The following is a 20,685-nucleotide window of genomic DNA, read 5'->3' on the forward strand; positions in this document are numbered from 1 at the left end:
TCTCGTTGTCGGCTTGTACACTCTCCGCAGGGTCGGAGCCGGACACGAGGCACTAGAGGGAGTGGTCATGATCGCCAGGTTGCGGATGGCCGCTGTGCTGGCAGCTCTCGTGGCCGCCATGGTCGCGGTGCTGCAGACGCCGCCGCCCGAGCAGACCGCCAGCCCGCAGGTGGCGCTGCGCTCCACCGACGAGCCCGCGCCCAGCCCGGTGGTCGAGCTCACCGACCCGTCGCCGTTCGACCCGTGCCGCGACATCCCGGTCGACGTCACCAACGGCCTGGGTCTGGGCTTCACCCCGCCCGAGGATGAAGGTGGACTGCGCTGCCACTACGACGCCGGCCACTACCAGATGGCCGTGCAGGCCTACACCTGGCGCGCATACGAGAACTCGTTGCCGCCGGAGGCCGCTGAGCTCGACATCGCCGGCCATCGCGCCGCGCAGTACTGGGTGATGAAGCCGACCGACTGGAACGACCGCTGGTGGATCAGCTGCATGATCACGTTCAAGACCAGCTACGGCGTGATCCAGCAGTCGCTGTTCTACTCGCCGATCTACTCCCCCAACGCCCCGGAGTGCATGTCGGAGAACATGATGCGGGCCCACCAGCTGGTACCGCACTACAAGTTCTGAACCCGCTCGGGCATATTCGATCGCTCCAGCATGCCGATGGCCTGCTCGCCGTTCCAGGTGTAGCGCACCCCGGCCTGCTGCAACGGCGGAAAGCTCCAGTTGGCAGTCTTGGCGGCCTCGTCCGCGGAAACCGCACCGCGCTGGATGTGGTGGGTGGACAACACCGTGACACCGTCGATGCGCTCGACACCGCGACTGGTTTCCAGCACCAACGGGACCCGTTCACCGAGAGCCTGCAGTGTGGTCAGCCACGGCGCCTCGACGACCCGGGCCGCGAGCAGCTCGCCGTCCTCCGGGTAGTAGACGTACCCCTCGTTGTATTGCGGTTCGCCGTCCGGCCGGGGCGGGTAGGCGATGTAGCCGAAGGCCCGGCCACTGGGGAACAGCGCCGACTGCCAACAGTGCCCCCAGAAGCCCTCCAGACGGCGGACGCCTTGTCGACGGATGCGCAGGCCGGTCCCTCGCAGTGTGCGCTGCTCATCGGCACCGATCCGCACCGTTCCGGTGGCCCGGAACAGTTGCTCATAACGCGGTCCGCCCATCAGGTCACCGACGATCGAGTTCTCCAGTTGCGCACCGGCATCCGCCCGCAGCGCGCCCTGAATCCAGGGTGGCACGGCCATCGTCGCCTCGATGTCGAACTTCACGTCGACCAGCGGTCCGTCGGTGCGTCCGTCGACCAGATCCGCCGAGGTGCAGGCCTGTGCCTGTCCGTCGAAACGCAGCCGCCAGGTGTGAAAAGGCTGCTCGCAGCTGAACGCCAGTGGACCTGCGCCCAACACCGTCGGGCGCCCGTCGGCCCCGGTGGCCGGCCAGGTCGGGCCGTCGGCCCGCAAGCGGTAGACGCGACCGTCGTCGAACGCGAGGTTGAGTTGGATCTGGTGGGCGTCCCAATGTGAAGCGACCGCTTCGATACCGACCCGCGGCAGACCGAACTCACCGCTGTCGTCGAATACCCAGAAACTGGCCGAATCCCGCATTTCGGGATCCGCCGGTCGGCTGGCGAAGACCAATTCCCGCTCTGGGTCGACGCCGCCGGTCAGGTCAGGTTGTTGAGTTGTCATCTGTCGGTGCACCTTCCGAAGAAATCCAGGTTCGAACCGCCGAGACGTAGTCGGCAAACAGCGGTCGAATGCGGTCCAATTCCAAGCCGAAATCCGCCGGGTCGGCCGGACTGCTCGGTTCCCGGGTCGCGGCGTTGTGCGCCCACCAGCGCTGCATGTTGGTCTCGAATGCGCTGCCGACCGGTTCACCGAGCCAGCGGTAGAGCCGACGCACCTCGCCGATCGGATCAGCGGTCATCTGCTCGAAACCGATGTCGAAGAACCGCTCCGCTGGCGCGCCGGAGCGGAATCTGCACACCCGCGCCATCCCCTCGGACCACTGCTCGACGTTGAGGCGGCCCAGATAGCGGCGGTCGAGATGATCGGTGAAGCCGCCGACGATGTCGGCATAGACGTCGGCCACCGACAGCAGCACGTCGGTGGGATCGCGGTGCGTCATGACGAACCGCGCCGCGCCGAACACGTCGGCCAACGCATCCAGGGACAGCACGTGCGACGGCGACTTGAGCCGCCAGGGTCGCGTCGGTTCGCGCCAGGCCAACAGTTTGAGCACCCGGCGCTGATAGCGATAGGTGGAGGTGAAGTCGGCCGTACCGAGCAGCCATTCCGAGTAGCTCGGGATCTGGGCAAACGCCTGGAAGATCTGGGATTTGAAGTCCAGCGCCATCAGGTCCAGGCATTCCATCGGCCCCTGCACGTCGCGGGGCACGTGCCGTCTGCTGCCGGCCTCGACGGTCTCGACGTCGGCCGGGATGCGCGGATCCCGGCCCACCACGGTCGCCGGCGGCGGGCACGGCTGCGCGGATTCCCAGCTGCGCAGGTAGCGCACACCGGGATCCTGGGCCAGCAGGAACGACAGGGCCGTCGACCCGGTCCGGGGCAGTCCCAGCCCGAACAGCGGGCCGATGATCTCGACGTCGGCGATCTCAGGGTGCCGGCGGTACCACTCCTCGACCTGCAGCCGTTGCCCGAGGTGCCCGACGATGCGGGGATAGAGGTAGGCCTCGCCGCGGGTGTTGAGTTTGGCTTCCTCGCGCAGCGCCCGGACGAGGATTTCGAGTCCTTCCCGGAAGGCATCGTCGCCGAAGTCGTCCAGGCCGGTGGCGGCCCGCGCCTGGTCGAGCAGATCTTGCATGACACCTCCGTCGACCGCCCAGCAATTTGAGGCAGTACACTGCCACCATTATGAGCGAACGGTCAAGCACCGATCCCGAACGGCGCCGCTATGACAGCCCGGCCCGACGACGCCAGGCCGCCGAGACCCGCGAACGCATCATCACCGCGGGTACCGACCTGGTGCACGGTTTCGCCAGCTGGGATTGGCGCGAACTGACCTTCAAGGCAGTCGCGACGCGCGCCGGGGTGGGTGAACGGACCGTGTATCGCTACTTCCGGACCGAACGGCACCTGCACGACGCCGTGATGGCTCGGTTGGAACACGATGCCGGCGTCACCTATGACGACGTCGACCTGGAGAACCTGAGCGCAGTCACGGCCCGGGTATTTGCGTCGCTGCAGCGATTCTCGGTGCGCCAGAGCACCGATCTACCTGAGGATCCGACCTTCACCGGGGTGGATCAGCGACGCCGCGACGCATTGTTGCGGACCGTGACCGAGGCCAACCCACACTGGTCGGAGCCGCAGTTGCGGGCGGCCGCCGGACTCCTCGACGTGCTGTGGCACCTGCCCTCCTATGAGCGGCTGGTCGGCGTGTGGGAGCTGACCGACACCGAGGCCAGCTCGGCACTGACCTGGCTGTTGGACCGCATGGTGTCCGCGGTCCGCGCCGACCAACCGCCGCTGGCCGGCACGTAGCCTGGTCGGGTGTCCTCGATCCGCACCCAGGAACAGAGCCCGTCGGCCCTTCGTCAGATCGCACGCCAGCGCAGCATTCGGCTGGTGAGCCGGCTGCTCCGGGTCCCCGCACCCAGCACCGACTACCGGGTCGAGACCGGTCTGCCGGTGCCGATGCGTGACGGTGTGCAGCTGTTGGCCGACCACTTCATCCCGAACACCGACGCACCGGCCGGCACGCTGCTGGTGCGCTGCCCGTACGGACGCCGCTGGCCATTCACCACGCTGTATGCCTCGGTGTACGCCCGGCGCGGCTACCACGTGATCCTGCAGAGCGTGCGCGGCACCTTCGGCTCCGAAGGCGAGTTCGACCCGCCAATCCACGAAGCCGCCGACGGCGCCGACACCGTCGCCTGGTTGCGCCAACAACCTTGGTACACCGGATCATTCGCCACCGTCGGGTTGTCCTATCTGGGCCAGACCCAATGGGCGCTACTCGAGGACCCGCCAGCGGACATGGTGGCCGCGGTCGTGGTGGTCGGGGTGCACGATTTCGCCAAGTCCTGCTGGGGCACCGGGGCGTTCTCGGTCAGCGACTTCCTTGGCTGGAGCAACATGGTCCGAAACCAGGAGGAACCCAACAAACTCAAGGTCGGGTTCCACCAGCTGACCGCTCGCCGGCGGGTGGCCCGGGCCGCGCTGCAGGTGCCGCTGGCAGCGGCCGGACGTCGACTGCTGGGCCGCGGCGCGCCGTGGTGGGAGAAATGGCTCGAACACGCCGATCCCGACGACCCGTTCTGGGACTCCTACAAGTTCTACGGCGGGCTGGATCATGGCCGGGTCCCGGTGCTGCTGATCGGCGGCTGGCAGGACCTGTTCTTGGAGCAGACCCTCGAGCAGTTCCGCCGGTTGGACCGCCGCGACGTCGAGGTGGCGTTGACCGTCGGGCCGTGGACGCACACCCACATGGTCGGCAAGGCCTCCCCCACGGTGCTGCGGGAATCCTTGGACTGGCTCGACGCGCACTTCGGTGACCGGCCGCCCCGACGATCCAGCCGGGTGCGGGTTTTCGTCACCGGCGGCAGCGGGTGGCTCGATCTTGCGAACTGGCCGCCGACCACCGCCGAGCAGGTGTGGTTTCTGGAACGCGACGGCCTGAGTGCCGAGCCGGGCGCAGCCGACAGTTCGTCGTTCACGTTCGACCCGGCCCGGCCCACCCCCACGGTCGGCGGCCGACTGCTGGCCCGCGGTGGGATCCGCCGCGACGACCGGTTGGCGCGCCGCGCCGATGTGCTCAGCTACACCAGCCCGCCACTGGGTCATGACCTGTACGTGTACGGCGCCCCGGTGATCGAGTTGTCGCACGCCACCGACAATCCGCACGTCGACGTGTTCGTCCGGGTCAGCGAGGTCGACGCCAAAGGCCGCTCGCGCAGCGTCACCGACGGGTACCGGCGGTTACGCCACGAACCGGGCACGCAGCTGATCCGGCTCGAACTCGACGAGATCGCACACCGCTTCCGGGCCGGATCACGGTTGCGGGTCCTGATCGCCGGCGGGTCGCATCCCCGGTATTCCCGCAACCTGGGCACCGGCGCCACGCAGGCCGACGGCAGCGCGCTGGCACCGGCCACCCACACCGTGTCGCACGGCGGCGCGTCGCGGCTGCTGCTGCCGGTCGGGTTGCCCCGGCCGTCAGCCGACTGACTCGCGCACCCGCTGCGCGACTGCCTGCAGCACCTGCGAATCATGCACCGGGGCACCGAAATCCGCGTGCACCGGCAGATCGACCCAGCTCTTGCAGCCGCCGTATTCGGGAACCCGGGCCAGCTGCACCGGAGCCGGCAGCGGGGCGGCCGCAACCACCAGCACGGTGAGCCGATGTTTGGGCCGGAAGTCCAGCCGGTCGGTTCGCACCGATTCGGCGGTCCAGATGTGGAGGTCTTCGATCTCCTCGATCCGGTCCGGTTGGTGTACCTCAACGGCGGCAACCACTTTCGCTGCGGCCCGCAGCACCACGTGCTCATCGTCGCTGTCGGCCGCGGCCAACTCGAGCAGATCGCGATGCTCGGGACGCACCCGCGGCGCGTGGCTGTGCGCCACCGTCGGGAACAGGTAGAACTGCTCGGCGTTGACGTCGAAGCGTTTCTCGCCGATGCCGCCCTTGCGCAGCAGCACGGTTTGCCGGCCGTCGAGCAGCGCGTGCACCGCCGCGCTCCACTCCTTGAGTGCGGTGGCCAGCACCCCGGTGGTCATGACAGGCCGAGCCGGGCCCGCACCTCGGGCCGGCGCAGCGGTGGCACCGTCTTGGGCGGCTGCCGGCGGGCCGGCAGGTCGGCCAGCAATCGGGTGGTGGCGGCGCTGACCTCGGCGACGGCGCGTTCGAAAGCCTGCGCGCCGGCCTCGGTCGGCCGGGTCAGGCCGCTGACCTTGCGCACGTACTGGCGCGCGGCGGCCTCGATTTCGGCGGCGGTGGCGGCGGGTTCGAGCCCACGCAACTCGGTGATGTTCCGGCACATGGGCACCAAGGTAGGCCTCGATCAGATGGGTCGCTACCGTGATGGTCCATGAGCGTCGAAGCCGAAGTCCTGTTGATCGACACCACCGACCGGGTTCGCACCCTGACCTTGAACCGCCCGCAGTCGCGCAACGCGCTGTCCGCGGCGCTGCGCAAGGCGTTGTTTGCCGCGCTGGCGGCCGCCGAAGCCGACGACGACGTCGACGTGGTGATCCTGACCGGGGCCGACCCGGTGTTCTGCGCCGGACTGGACCTCAAGGAGCTCGGCGACACCACCGACCTGCCCGACATCTCGCCCAAGTGGCCGTCGATGCGCAAGCCGGTAATCGGCGCGATCAACGGTGCCGCGGTCACCGGTGGGCTGGAGATCGCGCTGTACTGCGATGTACTGATCGCCTCCGAGCAGGCCCGGTTCGCCGACACGCACGCCCGGGTCGGGCTGCTGCCCACCTGGGGGCTCTCGGTGCGGCTGCCGCAGAAGGTCGGGGTTGGGTTGGCCCGCCGGATGAGCCTGACCGGGGACTACTTGTCTGCCGAGGACGCACTGCGGGCCGGACTGGTCACCGAGGTGGTGGCCCACGATCAGCTGCTGCCGGCCGCCCGCGCGGTGGCCGCCTCGATCGTCGGGAACAACCAGAAGGCCGTGCGGACGCTGCTGGATTCCTACCACCGGATCGACGCCGAACAGACCAGCGCCGCGCTGTGGCTGGAAGCCGAAGCCGCCCGCGAGTGGATGCGCACGGCCACCGGTGACGACATCGCCGAGAGCCGCGCCTCGGTGATGGAGCGCGGACGCGGCCAGGTCAGGTAGCGGGAGGCCACCACACCTGCGCGTGCTCAGAGCCTCCGGCAGGCAAGATGAGGGACCATGGCCTCCGGTTATCCGCACTACCCGCCCTACCCGCAGCCACCGGCACCGCGGCGGCCGGGATGGGACGTGGCGTCGACCGCGGTGCTGGGCATCCTGCTGGTCGGAGCGTGCGGACTGGGCGCGATGTACTCACTGTTCGCCGGGATGTCCACCGCTGTCTGTTCAGGCACCGACCGCTGCAACCACGCCCTGATCAACGACGCCTATCTGGTGGCGTGGGGCGGCATCGTGCTGGCATTGGCGGTGGCCGCAGTTGGTATCGTCACCGCGGCGAAGCGACGCCGCGTCATGGTCGGCTGGCCGATTCTGGGTTGGGTCATCTTCCTGGCTACCTACATCATCGGCGGTTTCATGCTCAACGCCGGATTGGGCAACTGACTTCCGGCGCTAACTGCCGGGAACCAACCAGCGCTCCGAAAGCGTTCGGGCGCCGACGAATACCAGCCGCAGCACCATGAACGTGGACAACCCGGCCCAGATCCCGACCAGACCCCAGCCGAACACCAGCGACAACCAGATCAGCGGCAAGAAACCGATCAACGCACTGGCCATGGTCGCGTTGCGCATGAAGGCGGCATCCCCGGCCCCGAGCAGCACACCGTCGAGTGCGAAGACCACCCCGGCGATCGGCAACTGCGCGACCAGGAACCACCACGGCACCCCGATCGCGTCGAGCACCGAACGATCGGCGGTGAACAACGCGGGCAGCACCTGCGCACCGAGTGCGATGAGCGCGGCCAGCACCACCGCCGCAGCAGTGGAGAACAGCGTCACCCGGGCAGCGACGGTCTTGGCGTGCGTGGTCTGACCCGCGCCGAGCGCCGCACCGACCAAGGCTTGGGCAGCGATCGCCAACGAATCCAGGACCAGGGCAAGGAAACTCCACAGCTGCAACACCACTTGATGCGCGGCCACCGCCGCCGCCCCGAACCGGGCCGCCACCGCCGCTGCCGAGATGAAGCAGGCCTGGAAGGCCAACGAGCGCACCAGCAGATCGCGGCTCATGCTCAATTGGGCGCGCAGCACTGCACGGTCCGGACGCAGCGCCACATGTTCGGTCAGCAGCGCGCGGCCGAACAGCAGTGCGGCCAGCCACTGCCCGATCGCGTTGGCCACCGCCGAGCCGGCCAATTCCAGCCGCGGCAAACCCAGCCAGCCGTACACCAGCAGCGGGCACAGCACCGCCGAGACCGCGAATCCGAAGATCACGTAATGCAGCGGCCGGCGGGTGTCCTGCACGCCGCGCATCCAGCCGTTGCCGGCCAGCGAGATCAGGATCGCCGGCGCCCCCAGGATCGCGATCCGCAGCCACGGCAGTGCGGTCGCGGCGATCTCGCCGCCGTCGGCCAGCGCTGCCAGTATCGGAACCGCGGCGGCCTGCACGACCGCGATGATCAACAGTCCCAGCCAGACCGCCAGCCAGGTGGCCTGCACGCCTTCGCGCACCGCCGCGGCCCGGTCGCCGGCGCCGTAGTGCCGGGCCGCCCGCGCGGTGGTGCCGTAGGACAAGAAGGTGCCTTGGGAGGCAACCAGACTCAGGATCAGCGCGCCCATCGCCAACCCGGCCAGTGCCATCGCACCAAGCCGGCCGACCACGGCCACGTCGAACAGCAGGTAGGCCGGTTCGGCGGCCAGCACCCCCAACGCGGGCAGCGCCAGCCCGGCGATGGTCTTGCTCGACGGCGCCTGCGGCGTGGACTCAGCCAACGGCGGCGCACAACTCGGCGACCACGTCGGCCACCGAGCCGGTGGTCGAATAGCCCGCGGCGAACCGGTGCCCGCCGCCGCCGAAGCCCAGTGCCACCGGGGTCAGGTCGAACGACTTGGCCCGCATCGACACCGACCAGCGCTGCGGTTCGGTCTCCTTGAAGACCACCGCGACCTCGGCTTGCTGTGCGGTCCGCACGATGTCGACGATGCTCTCGACTTCCTCGGGCCTGGCCGCGGCAAACTGCGCATGCTCGACGACGGCGTAGACCAATCCGGCTCCCCCGACCGCCTCGGGAATCAGCTGCGCCGAGGCCAACACCGCCGAGAGCATCGGCAGCCAACTGAACGGATGGGTGTCCAGCAGGGCGCGGCTGATTTCGGCGTTGTCGACGCCCAGATCGACCAACCGGGCCGCCAGCCGAAGCGCCCGGGCGCTGGCCCAACGGAACGAACCGGTGTCGGTGGTCAGCCCGGCGTACAGGCAGTGCGCGACCGGTAATTCGATCGGCTTGCCCCACGCGTCGAGCAGCTCTGCGATCAACAGGGTGGTGGAATCCGCTGATGCATCAACGTAATTGGCAGTACCGAAGAGCTGGTTGGAGGCATGGTGGTCGATCACCAGCACCTTGGTTTCGGGACCGATCACCGCACGCAGCGCGCCCAGTCGCCCCGGGCTGGGGATGTCGACGGTGACCACCAGATCCGGCTCGGTGCACACCCGATCCGGCCCGACCAAGAGGTGCCCACCAGGCAGGGTCTGCAGCGACTCCGGCAAGGTGGCCGGGGCAGCGAAGCTGACCTCGACCGACTTGCCGCCCGCCTCGAGCACCTGCGCCAGCGCCAGACCCGCGCCGATGGTGTCGGCGTCCGGGAAGACGTGGCACACCACGACGATCCGCTGGGCAGCCGCCAGCACATCCGCGGCACGGTGCGCATCCACCCGCGCGCCGGCCCGGGTTGTGCTGGTAGACCCGTCAGTCAACGGGTCGGTCGCGGTCACTGGTCTCCTCAGCGTCCGTTCGTTCGTCGTCGTCCACCACACGGTACGGGTCGGCGTCACCGGCCGGCACCGCGCCTTCGCGCACCCGGGCGAGTTCGGCGTCGGCCTCCCGCGCCCGGGCCAGCAGTTCTTCCATCCGGTGCGCCGCATCCGGCACGGTGTCCCGCACGAAGGTCAGCGTCGGGGTGAACCGGACGCCGGTGCCGGCGCCGACCTTGGAGCGCAACACGCCCTTGGCGCTCTCCAGCGCGGCGGACGCACCCGCGTAGTCGGGCTCGTCCTCGAGCGAGCGACCCAGCACCGTGTAGTACAGCGTGGCGTCGTGCAGATCACCGGACACCTTGGCGTCGGTGATCGTCACGCCGGCCAGCCGCGGGTCCTTGATCTCGTACTCGATCGCCGAAGCGATGATGGTCGAGATCCGCTTGGCGAGCCGCTTGGCCCGTGCCGGATCAGCCATCTACACGCGCGCCTTTTCGACCAGCTCGTAGGTTTCGACGATGTCGCCTTCCTTGATGTCGCTGTAGGTCAGCGTCAGACCGCACTCGTAGCCCTCGCGCACCTCGGTGGCGTCGTCCTTTTCCCGCTTGAGCGAGGACACCGTGAGGTTCTCGGCGACCACGACGTTGTCGCGGAGCAGCCGGGCCTTGGCGTTGCGGCGCATGATCCCGGACTGCACCAGGCAGCCGGCGATGTTGCCGACCTTGGACGACCGGAAGATGGCGCGGATCTCGGCGCGACCGAGCTCCTTCTCCTCGTAGACCGGCTTGAGCATGCCCTTGAGCGCGCTCTCGATCTCCTCGATCGCCTGGTAGATGATCGAGTAGTAGCGGATCTCCACGCCGTCGCGGTTGGCCAGTTCGGTGGCCTTGCCCTCAGCCCGGACGTTGAAGCCGATGATGATCGCATCCGAGGCCGACGCCAGGTTGACGTTGGTTTCGGTGATGCCACCGACGCCGCGGTCGATGACCCGCAGTTGCACCTCGTCGTCGATCTGGATGCCCATCAGGGCCTCTTCGAGCGCCTCGACCGTACCGGAGTTGTCGCCCTTGAGGATCAGGTTCAGCTGGCTGGTTTCCTTCAGCGCCGAATCCAGGTCTTCCAGGCTGATCCGCTTGCGGCTGCGCGCGGCCAGCGCGTTGCGCTTGCGCGCGCTGCGCCGGTCGGCGATCTGCCGGGCGATCCGGTCTTCGTCGACAACCAGGAAGTTGTCACCGGCACCGGGCACCGACGTGAAGCCGATGACCTGCACCGGACGCGACGGCAGTGCCTCTTCGACGTCCTCGCCGTGCTCGTCGACCATCCGGCGGACGCGGCCGTAGGCATCGCCGGCCACCACCGAGTCACCGACCCGCAGCGTGCCGCGCTGGATCAGCACGGTGGCCACCGGGCCGCGGCCGCGGTCCAGGTGCGCCTCGATCGCCACACCCTGGGCTTCCATCTCGGGGTTGGCCCGCAGGTCCAGCGCGGCGTCCGCGGTCAGCACCACGGCTTCCAGCAGCGCCTCGATGTTGGTGCCCTGCTTGGCCGAGATGTCGACGAACATGGTGTCGCCGCCGTAGTCCTCGGCCACCAGGTTGTACTCGGTGAGCTGCGCCCGGATCTTGGCCGGGTCGGCGCCTTCCTTGTCGATCTTGTTGACCGCCACCACGATCGGCACATCGGCGGCCTGCGCGTGGTTGATCGCCTCCACCGTCTGCGGCATCACACCGTCGTCGGCCGCGACCACCAGGATCGCGATGTCGGTGGCCTTGGCACCACGGGCACGCATGGCGGTGAACGCCTCGTGACCGGGGGTGTCGATGAAGGTGATCAGGCGCTCTTCGCCGTCGTGCTCGACGCCCACCTGGTAGGCACCGATGTGCTGGGTGATGCCACCGGCTTCGCCCTCACCCACGTTGGCCTTGCGGATCCGGTCCAGCAGGCGGGTCTTGCCGTGGTCGACGTGACCCATGACGGTGACCACCGGAGGACGCTGCTCGAGGTCCTCCTCGCCGCCCTCGTCTTCGCCGTAGGTCAGGTCGAAGGATTCCAGCAGCTCGCGGTCCTCGTCCTCCGGGGAGACGACCTGAACCTTGAAGTTCATCTCACTGCCCAGCAGTTCGAGCGTGTCATCGCCGACCGACTGGGTGGCGGTGACCATCTCGCCGAGGTTGAACAGTGCCTGCACCAGCGCGGCCGGGTTGGCGTCGATCTTGTCGGCGAAATCGCTCAGCGACGCGCCCCGGGCCAACCGGATGGTTTCGCCGTTGCCGTGCGGCAACCGCACGCCACCGACGATCGGCGCCTGCATGTTCTCGTATTCGGCCCGCTTCGCGCGCTTCGACTTGCGACCACGCTTCGGGGCGCCGCCGGGACGTCCGAACGCACCGGCTGTGCCGCCACGCTGACCGGGACGACCGCCACCGCCGGGGCGGCCACGGAAGCCGCCACCGGCACCGGCGGGTGCACCGCCGCCACCGCCGCGGTAGTTACCGCCACCGCCACCGGCACCGGGGCGTGCGCCCTGACCGGGACCTGGGCGTGGGCCGCCACCGGGACGGGGACCCGGACGCGGGCCACCGCGGCCCGGCGCGCCGGTCGCCGGACGCGGCGGCATGTTGCCCGGCGTGACGCCGGGACGCACAGCACCCGGACCGGGGCGAGGTCCGCCAGGTCCTGGCCGCGGGCCCATCGGACGCGGGGCCGGACGCTCCACCGGCTGCTGTGAGGAGAACGGGTTGTTGCCCACCCGCGGCGGACGCGGGCCGCCGGGCTTGGGGCCGGGCGTGGGGCCCGGGGTCGGGCCGGGCCGGCTCGGAGCTGCCGGGGTCGGCGCCTGGGCCGCGGGCGCGGCCGGGGCTGCCGGAGCTGCCGGGGCAGCCGGCGGCGGGGTGGGGGTCGGAGCCGGCTCCGGCGCGGGTGCCGCAGGCTTGGGAGCTCCTGGTTTGGGGCCGGCGGCCGCCGGCTTGGCCGGTGCGGCCGGCTTCTTGGCGGGTGCCTTCTCCGGCGCGGCCTCACCGCCGCCGAAGGACTCCCGGAGCCGCCGCGCGACGGGCGCCTCCACCGTCGACGAGGCTGATTTGACGAATTCGCCCTGCTCGCTCAGCCGAGCGAGTACTTCCTTGCTGGTTACACCGAGTTCCTTGGCCAACTCGTGTACGCGGGCCTTTGCCACTACTTCTCCTGTCTGGAGGCGGCAGCGGGTGGTAGGCCGACGCCTCGGGTTTAGCTATGACGCATGGTCATCGGGACTTCACGGTGTGCTCATGTTCTTCGCTACCTGTTCTGTTGCCGCGACGGCCGCGAGGTTTCAGCGCCCGGTAGGGCGTCGAAGCTCTCGACCACCGCGGAGGTGTCCGGTGAACCGGCGATGCGCAACGCTCGGCCGAAGGCTCGCCGACGAATCGCTGCGCTCAGACACTGCGGATCGGGGTGCAGCCAGGCACCCCGCCCCGGCATGCTGCGGGAAGTATCAACGGTCACGGCTGTCTCGCCATTCCCGTTCGACACCGCCACGACGCGAAGCAGATCGACGGCCAGCTCTCGTCTACGACATCCGATACAGGTCCGGATCGGTCCCATATCGGCAGTCAAAGTCTCGCGCTGGATCACGGCACAGTCTACGACACTCCCGGGGCTGCGCCGACCACGGCAGTGGGGCTGTTGTGACGGCCGGGGCTGACGTGGCCCGGGACCGCTTCCTGCGCACGTCATCGGCCCAGGATCACCAGCAGCAGGCGCCGCAACCAGGCGCGCGCCGCGGGCAGGTCGCCGTCCAGGATCAGCTGGGTGCCGACGCCCTCGTAGGCCGCGACGACGGCGCGGGCGGCCTCGGCACGGCTGCCGAGCGCCTCCGGCAGCGCGATCTCCGAGTCCGCGAGCCGCTCCTCGACCACCGCGCGCAGCTGCTCGCGATGCGCGACCAGGGTCTGGGCCACCTCGGGATGACGGGCGGCATACAGCAGGAAATCGGTCTTGACCAGCAGCCAGTCGCGGTCCAGCAGCAGCACCGCCGCGATCCGGTCCAGGGTGGCGGCAACGTCGGCCGGTTCGGGTCCGGCGGCCATGGCGCCGGTCATCTGTTCGGCCAGCACGCCCGCGCGCTGGTCGTAGAGCGTGAAGAACAGCTCCTCGAGACTGCCGAACTGCGAGTAGAACGCCCCGCGCGTGTAGCCCGCCGCCGCGCAGACGTCGTCGATGCGGGCGTGCCCGAAGCCCCGTTCGGCGAACACGCCGAAGGCGGCGTCGAGCAACCGGGCTCGCGTCTCGGCGCGCCGCTTGGTCACCCGCGGCGGCTTCGCGGCGCCCTCAGGCATGGGCCTCGGCATGGTTCGCGGCGTGGGCATGCGCCGCGGCACCGGCCTGGCTCGCGGCCTCGGCCCCGCCCGCCGTCTCGGCCTGCGTCTCGGCATGCAGGGCGGCCCGGCGGGAAGCGCGGCGCCGTTCGGAGACCGCGGCACGGCCGATCGTGGCGGCGATCGCCAGCAGCGCGCCGCCCAGCGTCCACCCGCCGAGCACGGCCAGATGCGCCCCGACGCCGTAACCGTCGAAGTACACGATGCGCCGGATGGCCTCGGTGCCCGCGCCGTTGGGCAGCGTCGTGCCCACCGTCCGCCAGAACGGCGGAAGCAGGCTGGCCTGATATGCGCCGCCGGCCGACGGGTTGCCGAGCACCACGAACACCAGCACGGTCAGCCCGATGCCCAGTGATCCGAACAGCGTCTGGAAGGCCACGGTCACCGTCGCCGCGGACAGCGCCACCAGCGTCCCGACGCCCGCGATCGCGGCGAAGTGCCCGTCGAAGGCGTGCAGCAACGGGCCGGCGATCAGCGCGCCGCCCACCCCCGAGATCGCCGCGTACGGCACGGTCGCGCCCAGGCGCCACCACATCCGCGGCGGCGTGGCGGGCCGCTCCCCCTTCGCGACGCCCAGCATCGCGGCGAACAGATAGCCGCCCACGGCCCAGCCGATGATCAGGTAGAAACCGGTCAGTCCGCGGCCGTCACCGGGCTGCAACGGCACCACGTCCTGCGTCGTCACGCTGCGCTGCTCCTGCGCCGCCACCGTCGTGACGATCTGCTGTACGGCCGAGGCCACCGACGTTCCGCCCCCGGAGGCGACCAGCAGCGTGTCGGTCCCGCCGGCCTGGTCCACCAGGTACACCGCGGAGGTGTCGCCCCGCAGCAGGGCGGCCCGCGCGCTCTGTTCGTCGGCGGCAACGCCGGCGGCCAGCGGCTCGCCTTCTGCCGCGTTGGCCCGGTCGACCAGCTGTGTCGCGGTCTGGTCGGGCGCCACCACCAGCACCGGAATCTGGTGTGGTACAGGCGAATGGAAGGCACCCAGATAGGACAGGATGAACGCGAACTGCAGCAGCAGCACGCCGCCGGCGAGCATCAGGGTGCGCGGTGCGATGGCGTCGCGCAACCGGTGCCGCCAGGTCTCGGGCGGCTCGGGAGCGACGTGCTTGTTGGCCATGGGGGTCCTTCGATCGATACGCGAACCGACTCGGCCCGCTCACTACATTCATAAATATATCAGATTTATTCATGAATCTAATGGGTGCATACTTGACCTGGAGTGAACTCCACGAGTGATACTTAGGGTGTGCCCGTCTCCGGAATCCTCATCGCCGACGCCGCCGCGCGCTGCGGCCTGTCCATCGACACCTTGCGCTACTACGAGCGCGACGGACTACTGCTGCGCGCCGTGCCCCGCTCGGCCAGCGGGCAACGCCGCTACCAGGACGCCGACCTGCGGTGGATCGAACTGGTCACCCGACTTCGGTCCACCGGCATGCCGATTCGCGACATCCGCCGCTACGCCGACCTGGTGCGCGCGGGCGACGGCAACGAGCAGGAGCGGCTCGCGCTGCTGCAGGCGCACCGCGAGGAGGTGCTGCGTCAACTCGCCCAGGTCACCGCGCACCTCGGCGCCATCGACCACAAGATCGGCGTCTACGTCGACCGCCTGGAACGGGACGCCCTGAGAACGGGGACTTGACCTGGAGTGTACTCCAGCAGGTTGGCTGGTGTCATGACGATCCCCACGCGCACACTTGGCAGCACCGCTCCCCTGACCGTGTCGGCTCTCGGCCTCGGCTGCATGGGCATGTCGGAGTTCTACGGCACGCCCGACGAGGCCGGCGGCATCGCCACCATCCACCGCGCCCTCGACCTGGGTGTCACGTTCCTCGATACCGCCGACATGTACGGCCCGTTCACCAATGAGAAGTTGGTCGGCCGCGCCATCGCCGACCGCCGCGATCGGGTGCAGCTGGCCACGAAGTTCGGCAACGAACGACTGCCCGACGGGACCCGGATCGGCGTCAACGGGCATCCCGACTACGTCCGCGCGGCCTGCGACGCGTCGTTGCAGCGCCTCGGCGTCGACCACATCGACCTCTACTACCAGCACCGGGTGGACCAGACCGTGCCGATCGAGGACACCGTCGGCGCCATGTCCGAGTTGGTCGCGGCGGGCAAGGTGGGCCACCTGGGGCTCTCGGAGGCGTCGCCGTCGACCATTCGGCGGGCCCACGCGATACACCCGATCACCGCGCTGCAATCCGAATATTCCTTGTTCACCAGGGATCTCGACGACGAGATCCGCCCGACGCTGCGGGAACTGGGCATCGGGCTGGTGCCGTATTCGCCCCTGGGCCGCGGCCTGCTCACCGGCGCGGTGACGACGGCCGGCTTCGATGCCGGCGACAGCCGCGGCTCGGCGTACTTCCCGCGGTCGACCGGTGAGAATCTCGCCGCCAACCTCGCGCTGGTCGAGCGGATCCGTGTGCTGGCCGACGGGCACGGTTGCACGCCCGGCCAACTCGCGCTGGCCTGGGTGCTGGCCCAGGGCGACGACGTCGCTCCGATCCCGGGCACCAAGCGGGTGCGCTACCTCGAAGAGAACGTCGGAGCGCTCGACGTGACGCTCTCGCCCGACGACCTCGCCGCGCTCGATGCCGCGGTGCCGCGCGACGCGGTGGCCGGCGCCCGCTACGGCGACATGAGCAGCATCGACGCGTGAGCGCGGGCGGGCCGGCCGGCGCCAGCGTCAGTAGTGATATCGCGCCTTGAGGATCTTGACCTCGGTGTCGTCGGCCCGATAGACCAGTCGGTGTTCGTCGTCGATGCGACGAGACCAGTAGCCGGAGAGCTCACCCTTCAGTGGCTCGGGCTTCCCGATACCGGTGAAGGGGTCACGTTGGATCTCGCCGATCAGCCGGGCGATGCGTCGCGCGGTCTTGCGGTCGGTGGCCAGCCAGTGCAGGAAGTCCTCCCAGCCGTCGGGGTCGAAGCAGGCGCTCCTCACTGATCCCCGCCGGCCATCTGCCGCAGTTCGTCGATCAACACGGGATGGCTCGCCGCACCCGCCCTGTCGCGCGCGACGGCTTCCATGAGCCGGCGGGCATTCTCCGGCGAGCGGAGCAGGTAGACCGTCTCCTGCCAGGAGTCGTAGTCGTCGGCCGACATCAGCACGGCATCGCCGGCCTTGGACGTGATACGCACGGGCTCGTGATCGACGTTGACCTGCTCCAGCAGCGGGAACAGCCGCTGTCGGGCCTCACTGGCGCTGATGCTCATATCGCGACCTCTCGTACGGGAATCTCGTACAACAACAGTACGATAATTACATCCCGCGTCTCGCTCTCACCCGGACGGGTATCGATTGCCCTCGACAACCGAGGGGTGTAGCCGCACCGCGCCGCCCGCTCAGGGTGTCGTCTACTGTCACACATGTTTGCTTGACAGGGGGATGCGGACATGACCGAGACGTTCGGGCGGTACCGGTTGATCGACTTGCTGGGCCGCGGTGGCATGGGCGAGGTCTGGCGGGCCTACGACACCGGCACCGACCGCGTCGTCGCGCTCAAACTGCTGCCTGCACATTTCGCGCAAGACCCCACCTTCGAACAACGCTTCCGCCGCGAAGCCCATGCCGCCGCCGGCCTGCACAACGCCCACATCGTCCCGATCCACGACTTCGGCGAGATCGACGGTCGCCTCTACGTCGACATGGCCCTGATCGAAGGCCACGACCTCGCCACGGAAATCAGCAACGCACCGTTGGCGCCCGAACGGGCCGTCAGCATCGTCGAACAGATCGCCCGCGCCCTGACTGCCGCCCACAAAACCGGTCTGGTGCACCGCGACGTCAAACCGTCCAACATCCTGATCGGCGACGACGACGCCGCCTACCTGATCGACTTCGGCATCGCCCGCGCCGCCTCCGACACCGGCCTGACCGGCACCGGCAACACGCTGGGCACCTGGGCCTACATGGCGCCCGAACGCTTCACCACCGACACCATCGACCCCCGCAGCGACACCTACGCCCTGACCTGTGTGCTTTACGAAAGCCTCACCGGCACAAAGCCCTTCCCCGGTGACACCTTGGAGCGACAGTTCGCCGGACACCTCAACGCCCCGGCACCGAAACCCTCAGCCGTACGAGCGGACCTGCCCGCCGGGCTCGATCACGTGATCGCCATCGGCATGGCCAAACACCCGGAAAACCGCTACCCCACCACAAAAGAACTCGCCGACGCGGCCCGCGACGCCCTGAGCGGGGCGGCCTCGGCGCGCACTCGAGCAGCAGCGCGACCGGTGGCCGCTCAACATGTCGCGGCCGAGCCGGCCAAGCCGTCGCGGCGCAAGTCCCTACTCATCGGTGGCGCGGTATTGGTCGCCGCGGCGGCAACCGCTGCGTTCGTGGCGATACCCAAGGATGGGTCAACACCAGAGCCAGCCGCTACCGCCCCGTCATCCACCGCCGAACGGTCCTATGGCGAACAGATCACGCTGCCATTCGCTGATCTGAGCTACCCGGAAAGCGTGGCCGTCAGCACGGACGGTTCGGTCTATGTCGCTGACACCGAGAACAGTCGCATTTTGCGTCTCGATTCGGCAGCCGATGCAGCCGTCGATGCCCCATTCACCGGGCTTGATCGCCCGAAGGGTCTGACGGTCGACGCCCAGAACAACGTCTATGTCGCAGATTCCTACAACAATCGTGTCTTGAAACTCGACGCCGGTTCGACCACTCCCGTCGAGCTCCCGTTCAACCTCGAGGATATGGACTTTGCCACCGGCATTGCGGTGGATGCGCAGGACAACGTATTCGTCACGGACTCCTACCATCATCAACTTCTCGTTCTTCCCGCCGGAGCCGACCAACCACTCAAGCTCGACCAGCAAACCTTGGGCCTGCCCTGCGACGTCACCGTCAGCCCGGACGGGCAGCTCTACATCGCCAACTCGGGCCGCAACCAGATCGTGAAGTTCGAACCGGACCGTGGCGAACTTGTCGAAGTACCGTTTATTCGGCTGAACTCACCCGGCGGCGTAGCTGTGGATTCCGCCGGCAGCGTCTACGCCACCGACGATTTCGACCGGGTGGTCAAGTTGGATGCGGGCTCTGGCACCCAAACAGAGTTGCCCTTCACCGGTCTCAGCGAGCCAGACGGCATCGCGGTAGACAAGGACGGCAATGTCTACGTTGCCGACGCGGGCAACAACCGCATCGTCAAACTGCCGGTGGCGTAACCCGGTCAGGCAGTCGGCTGATCCGCCGGCGCTTCGGCGTCGCTGCGGATGTCGATCCGCCACCCGGTCAACCGCGCTGCCAGCCGGGCGTTCTGGCCTTCCTTGCCGATCGCCAGGGACAGCTGGAAGTCCGGCACCACCACCCGCGCCGCGCGGGTGTTGGCGTCGATCACCGTCACCGAGACCACCTTGGCCGGCGAGAGCGCATTGGCCACGAACTTCGCCGGATCCTCGTCATAGTCGATGATGTCGATCTTCTCGCCGCTCAACTCGCTCATCACATTGCGTACCCGCTGCCCCATCGGCCCGATGCACGCACCCTTGGCGTTCAGGCCGGGTGCTCGCGAAGCCACCGCAATCTTGGAGCGGTGCCCGGCCTCCCGGGCCACCGCGACGATTTCGACTGAGCCTTCGGCGATTTCGGGTACCTCGAGCGCAAACAACTTGCGCACCAGGTTCGGATGCGTCCGGGACAGCCGAATCTGCGGTTCCCGGGCACCCCGGGTTACACCGAGTACGAAGCAGCGCAACCGATTACCGTGTTCGTAGGACTCGCCGGGCACCTGCTCCGACGGCGGGATGACACCCTCGGAGTACTTGGTCTCGCTGCCCATCCGCAGCACCACCTCACCGCGGGCGTTGGCCCGGGCGTCGCGCTGGATCACCCCGGCCACGATGTCGCCCTCGCGTGCGGAGAACTCGCCGTAGATCTTCTCGTTCTCGGCATCGCGGAACCGTTGCAGCATCACCTGCCGTGCGGTGGTGGCCGCCACCCGGCCGAAACCTTCTGGGGTGTCGTCCCATTCGCTGATGACGTTGCCGTCTTCATCCTGCTCGCGGGCCATCACCTTGACCTCGCCCGTCTTGCGGTCGATGTCGATGAACGCATCGGCCGCGTGCCCCTCGGTGTGCCGGTAGGCGGTCAGCAGTGCCGACTTGATGGTTTCGAGCAGTTCACCCGCCGGGATCCCCCGGTCCACCTCGATCGCGTGCAGCGCAGCCATGTCGATGTTCATTGCGAAGCATCCCTTCCGATCTCGTCGACCAGCTCGAGCTCACGACGGCTCGGCGACGAGAACTCAACCTGAACGACAGCCTTCACGACGTCAGCCAACGGCACCCGCTGCACCGACCAATCCGAGCGATCCCGCACCACCACGGCCAGCACCCCATCGGCGACACCGGCAATCCGGCCGGTGACGGTGGCGTCGGCGAGCTGTAACTCGACCTTGCGGCCACGCGCCCGGCGGTAGTGCTTCTCGGCGGTCAGCGGCCGATCCACACCGCGCGAGGTGACCTCGAGCACGTATTCGTCGGTCAGGCCCGACAGCCCGTCGAGCAACTCGCCCGCGGTTCGGGAGAGCGCGGAGATCGCGTCGAGGTCCAACGGGGTGTCGCCGTCGGCGACCACGATGATGCGGGGCGGTCGGGAGTTGGTGTCGATGTCGACGTCGTCGACCTCGTACCCAGCGCGCGCGAACTCCCCATCGAGAAGCTCGACGACCTGCGTCGGCTCGGGAAGACCAGGGGACCGCTTCATCACAGCGAGCTCCCATCTTGAGTTGTTCTT

23 protein-coding genes are annotated in these 20,685 nt (G+C 68.8%); 8 read left to right on the top strand and 15 right to left on the bottom strand.

Features of this window, described 5'->3' with window-relative positions; translation table 11 throughout:
* Nucleotides 1-67 precede the first annotated feature (67 nt).
* Nucleotides 68-631, top strand: coding sequence for a DUF3558 domain-containing protein (locus AC5Y3P_RS14905; protein WP_500046683.1), 564 nt, complete (start codon nucleotides 68-70; stop codon nucleotides 629-631).
* Here the strand turns inward: AC5Y3P_RS14905 and AC5Y3P_RS14910 are convergent.
* Both AC5Y3P_RS14910 and AC5Y3P_RS14915 read right to left on the bottom strand, forming a co-directional pair.
* Nucleotides 619-1,695 (bottom strand): DUF7064 domain-containing protein, encoded by a 1,077-nt coding sequence (locus tag AC5Y3P_RS14910; protein ID WP_500046684.1) that lies wholly within the window; start codon nucleotides 1,693-1,695, stop codon nucleotides 619-621. The two genes, AC5Y3P_RS14905 and AC5Y3P_RS14910, sit on opposite strands and share 13 nt — an antisense overlap.
* Complete coding sequence (locus tag AC5Y3P_RS14915; protein WP_500046685.1) at nucleotides 1,676-2,830, bottom strand: sulfotransferase family protein; 1,155 nt, start codon at nucleotides 2,828-2,830, stop codon at nucleotides 1,676-1,678. Before AC5Y3P_RS14915 ends, AC5Y3P_RS14910 begins: the two co-directional genes overlap by 20 nt.
* A gap of 50 nt (nucleotides 2,831-2,880) precedes the next feature.
* On the opposite strand from AC5Y3P_RS14915, the gene AC5Y3P_RS14920 reads away from it, so the two are divergent.
* Together AC5Y3P_RS14920 and AC5Y3P_RS14925 are read left to right on the top strand one after the other, a co-directional pair.
* Nucleotides 2,881-3,510 carry a TetR/AcrR family transcriptional regulator gene (locus tag AC5Y3P_RS14920; protein WP_500046686.1) on the top strand — a complete coding sequence of 210 codons (630 nt, stop codon included), beginning with the start codon at nucleotides 2,881-2,883 and terminating at the stop codon, nucleotides 3,508-3,510.
* A 9-nt stretch (nucleotides 3,511-3,519) separates the two neighbouring features.
* Nucleotides 3,520-5,196 carry a CocE/NonD family hydrolase gene (locus AC5Y3P_RS14925; protein ID WP_500046687.1) on the top strand — a complete coding sequence of 559 codons (1,677 nt, stop codon included), beginning with the start codon at nucleotides 3,520-3,522 and terminating at the stop codon, nucleotides 5,194-5,196.
* Here the strand turns inward: AC5Y3P_RS14925 and AC5Y3P_RS14930 are convergent.
* Both AC5Y3P_RS14930 and AC5Y3P_RS14935 read right to left on the bottom strand, forming a co-directional pair.
* Nucleotides 5,185-5,730, bottom strand: coding sequence for a DUF1802 family protein (locus AC5Y3P_RS14930; protein WP_500046773.1), 546 nt, complete (start codon nucleotides 5,728-5,730; stop codon nucleotides 5,185-5,187). The two genes, AC5Y3P_RS14925 and AC5Y3P_RS14930, sit on opposite strands and share 12 nt — an antisense overlap.
* A gap of 11 nt (nucleotides 5,731-5,741) precedes the next feature.
* Complete coding sequence (locus AC5Y3P_RS14935; RefSeq protein WP_500046688.1) at nucleotides 5,742-6,008, bottom strand: DUF2277 domain-containing protein; 267 nt, start codon at nucleotides 6,006-6,008, stop codon at nucleotides 5,742-5,744.
* A 48-nt stretch (nucleotides 6,009-6,056) separates the two neighbouring features.
* Between AC5Y3P_RS14935 and AC5Y3P_RS14940 the strand changes: the two genes are divergently transcribed.
* Together AC5Y3P_RS14940 and AC5Y3P_RS14945 are read left to right on the top strand one after the other, a co-directional pair.
* On the top strand, nucleotides 6,057-6,818 hold the full coding sequence (locus tag AC5Y3P_RS14940) for an enoyl-CoA hydratase (RefSeq protein WP_500046689.1): 762 nt from the start codon (nucleotides 6,057-6,059) through the stop codon (nucleotides 6,816-6,818).
* Nucleotides 6,819-6,875: 57 nt separating this feature from the next.
* On the top strand, nucleotides 6,876-7,256 hold the full coding sequence (locus tag AC5Y3P_RS14945) for a hypothetical protein (RefSeq protein WP_500046690.1): 381 nt from the start codon (nucleotides 6,876-6,878) through the stop codon (nucleotides 7,254-7,256).
* Between the two features lie 9 nt (nucleotides 7,257-7,265).
* On the opposite strand, the gene AC5Y3P_RS14950 is transcribed toward AC5Y3P_RS14945, so the two are convergent.
* The 7 genes from AC5Y3P_RS14950 to AC5Y3P_RS14980 all read right to left on the bottom strand — a co-directional run bounded on the left by AC5Y3P_RS14950 (nucleotide 7,266) and on the right by AC5Y3P_RS14980 (nucleotide 15,045).
* Nucleotides 7,266-8,585 (bottom strand): MATE family efflux transporter, encoded by a 1,320-nt coding sequence (locus AC5Y3P_RS14950; protein WP_500046691.1) that lies wholly within the window; start codon nucleotides 8,583-8,585, stop codon nucleotides 7,266-7,268.
* Nucleotides 8,578-9,588: a DHH family phosphoesterase gene (locus AC5Y3P_RS14955; RefSeq protein WP_500046692.1), complete on the bottom strand. Its 1,011-nt coding sequence runs from the start codon at nucleotides 9,586-9,588 to the stop codon at nucleotides 8,578-8,580. Before AC5Y3P_RS14955 ends, AC5Y3P_RS14950 begins: the two co-directional genes overlap by 8 nt.
* Nucleotides 9,563-10,048, bottom strand: a complete 486-nt coding sequence (rbfA, locus tag AC5Y3P_RS14960; protein WP_500046693.1) for a 30S ribosome-binding factor RbfA — start codon at nucleotides 10,046-10,048, stop codon at nucleotides 9,563-9,565. The genes AC5Y3P_RS14955 and rbfA overlap by 26 nt, the downstream gene beginning before the upstream one ends.
* The gene (gene infB, locus AC5Y3P_RS14965; protein ID WP_500046694.1) at nucleotides 10,049-12,745 is read right to left on the bottom strand and encodes a translation initiation factor IF-2; all 2,697 of its coding nucleotides are present in this window, start codon (nucleotides 12,743-12,745) and stop codon (nucleotides 10,049-10,051) included.
* A 101-nt stretch (nucleotides 12,746-12,846) separates the two neighbouring features.
* Complete coding sequence (locus tag AC5Y3P_RS14970) at nucleotides 12,847-13,284, bottom strand: YlxR family protein (RefSeq protein ID WP_500046695.1); 438 nt, start codon at nucleotides 13,282-13,284, stop codon at nucleotides 12,847-12,849.
* Nucleotides 13,281-13,886: a TetR/AcrR family transcriptional regulator gene (locus AC5Y3P_RS14975; RefSeq protein ID WP_500046696.1), complete on the bottom strand. Its 606-nt coding sequence runs from the start codon at nucleotides 13,884-13,886 to the stop codon at nucleotides 13,281-13,283. The genes AC5Y3P_RS14970 and AC5Y3P_RS14975 overlap by 4 nt, the downstream gene beginning before the upstream one ends.
* Complete coding sequence (locus tag AC5Y3P_RS14980) at nucleotides 13,879-15,045, bottom strand: ABC transporter permease (RefSeq protein WP_500046697.1); 1,167 nt, start codon at nucleotides 15,043-15,045, stop codon at nucleotides 13,879-13,881. The genes AC5Y3P_RS14975 and AC5Y3P_RS14980 overlap by 8 nt, the downstream gene beginning before the upstream one ends.
* A 129-nt stretch (nucleotides 15,046-15,174) precedes the next feature.
* Here AC5Y3P_RS14980 and AC5Y3P_RS14985 point away from each other — a divergent pair, with 129 nt between their 5' ends.
* Complete coding sequence (locus AC5Y3P_RS14985) at nucleotides 15,175-15,570, top strand: MerR family transcriptional regulator (RefSeq protein WP_500046698.1); 396 nt, start codon at nucleotides 15,175-15,177, stop codon at nucleotides 15,568-15,570.
* 33 nt (nucleotides 15,571-15,603) lie between these two features.
* Nucleotides 15,604-16,596 (top strand): aldo/keto reductase, encoded by a 993-nt coding sequence (locus AC5Y3P_RS14990; RefSeq protein WP_500046699.1) that lies wholly within the window; start codon nucleotides 15,604-15,606, stop codon nucleotides 16,594-16,596.
* A gap of 27 nt (nucleotides 16,597-16,623) precedes the next feature.
* Here AC5Y3P_RS14990 and AC5Y3P_RS14995 read toward each other — a convergent pair whose 3' ends face one another.
* The gene (locus AC5Y3P_RS14995) at nucleotides 16,624-16,881 is read right to left on the bottom strand and encodes a Txe/YoeB family addiction module toxin (protein ID WP_500046700.1); all 258 of its coding nucleotides are present in this window, start codon (nucleotides 16,879-16,881) and stop codon (nucleotides 16,624-16,626) included.
* Nucleotides 16,878-17,153, bottom strand: coding sequence for a type II toxin-antitoxin system Phd/YefM family antitoxin (locus tag AC5Y3P_RS15000; protein ID WP_500046701.1), 276 nt, complete (start codon nucleotides 17,151-17,153; stop codon nucleotides 16,878-16,880). The genes AC5Y3P_RS14995 and AC5Y3P_RS15000 overlap by 4 nt, the downstream gene beginning before the upstream one ends.
* A 180-nt stretch (nucleotides 17,154-17,333) precedes the next feature.
* Between AC5Y3P_RS15000 and AC5Y3P_RS15005 the strand changes: the two genes are divergently transcribed.
* Nucleotides 17,334-19,115: a serine/threonine-protein kinase PknD gene (locus tag AC5Y3P_RS15005; RefSeq protein ID WP_500046702.1), complete on the top strand. Its 1,782-nt coding sequence runs from the start codon at nucleotides 17,334-17,336 to the stop codon at nucleotides 19,113-19,115.
* Nucleotides 19,116-19,120: 5 nt separating this feature from the next.
* Here AC5Y3P_RS15005 and nusA read toward each other — a convergent pair whose 3' ends face one another.
* Nucleotides 19,121-20,131: a transcription termination factor NusA gene (gene nusA, locus AC5Y3P_RS15010; protein WP_500046703.1), complete on the bottom strand. Its 1,011-nt coding sequence runs from the start codon at nucleotides 20,129-20,131 to the stop codon at nucleotides 19,121-19,123.
* A complete protein-coding gene (gene rimP / locus AC5Y3P_RS15015; RefSeq protein ID WP_500046704.1) occupies nucleotides 20,128-20,655 on the bottom strand; it encodes a ribosome maturation factor RimP in 528 nt (175 codons plus the stop codon). Before rimP ends, nusA begins: the two co-directional genes overlap by 4 nt.
* Nucleotides 20,656-20,685 lie beyond the last annotated feature (30 nt).

This window comes from Mycobacterium sp. NGS45 (genome assembly GCF_059812645.1).

What these genes read in the sequence shown, in the direction of transcription:
- AC5Y3P_RS14905 (WP_500046683.1), top strand. Translation starts at nt 68, where the DNA reads ATGATCGCCAGGTTGCGGATGGCCGCTGTGCTGGCAGCTCTCGTGGCC.
- AC5Y3P_RS14910 (WP_500046684.1), bottom strand. Translation starts at nt 1,695, where the DNA reads ATGACAACTCAACAACCTGACCTGACCGGCGGCGTCGACCCAGAGCGG.
- AC5Y3P_RS14915 (WP_500046685.1), bottom strand. Translation starts at nt 2,830, where the DNA reads ATGCAAGATCTGCTCGACCAGGCGCGGGCCGCCACCGGCCTGGACGAC.
- AC5Y3P_RS14920 (WP_500046686.1), top strand. Translation starts at nt 2,881, where the DNA reads ATGAGCGAACGGTCAAGCACCGATCCCGAACGGCGCCGCTATGACAGC.
- AC5Y3P_RS14935 (WP_500046688.1), bottom strand. Translation starts at nt 6,008, where the DNA reads ATGTGCCGGAACATCACCGAGTTGCGTGGGCTCGAACCCGCCGCCACC.
- AC5Y3P_RS14940 (WP_500046689.1), top strand. Translation starts at nt 6,057, where the DNA reads ATGAGCGTCGAAGCCGAAGTCCTGTTGATCGACACCACCGACCGGGTT.
- AC5Y3P_RS14945 (WP_500046690.1), top strand. Translation starts at nt 6,876, where the DNA reads ATGGCCTCCGGTTATCCGCACTACCCGCCCTACCCGCAGCCACCGGCA.
- rbfA (WP_500046693.1), bottom strand. Translation starts at nt 10,048, where the DNA reads ATGGCTGATCCGGCACGGGCCAAGCGGCTCGCCAAGCGGATCTCGACC.
- AC5Y3P_RS14970 (WP_500046695.1), bottom strand. Translation starts at nt 13,284, where the DNA reads ATGACGTGCGCAGGAAGCGGTCCCGGGCCACGTCAGCCCCGGCCGTCA.
- AC5Y3P_RS14975 (WP_500046696.1), bottom strand. Translation starts at nt 13,886, where the DNA reads ATGCCTGAGGGCGCCGCGAAGCCGCCGCGGGTGACCAAGCGGCGCGCC.
- AC5Y3P_RS14980 (WP_500046697.1), bottom strand. Translation starts at nt 15,045, where the DNA reads ATGGCCAACAAGCACGTCGCTCCCGAGCCGCCCGAGACCTGGCGGCAC.
- AC5Y3P_RS14990 (WP_500046699.1), top strand. Translation starts at nt 15,604, where the DNA reads ATGACGATCCCCACGCGCACACTTGGCAGCACCGCTCCCCTGACCGTG.
- AC5Y3P_RS15000 (WP_500046701.1), bottom strand. Translation starts at nt 17,153, where the DNA reads ATGAGCATCAGCGCCAGTGAGGCCCGACAGCGGCTGTTCCCGCTGCTG.
- AC5Y3P_RS15005 (WP_500046702.1), top strand. Translation starts at nt 17,334, where the DNA reads ATGACCGAGACGTTCGGGCGGTACCGGTTGATCGACTTGCTGGGCCGC.
- nusA (WP_500046703.1), bottom strand. Translation starts at nt 20,131, where the DNA reads ATGAACATCGACATGGCTGCGCTGCACGCGATCGAGGTGGACCGGGGG.
- rimP (WP_500046704.1), bottom strand. Translation starts at nt 20,655, where the DNA reads ATGAAGCGGTCCCCTGGTCTTCCCGAGCCGACGCAGGTCGTCGAGCTT.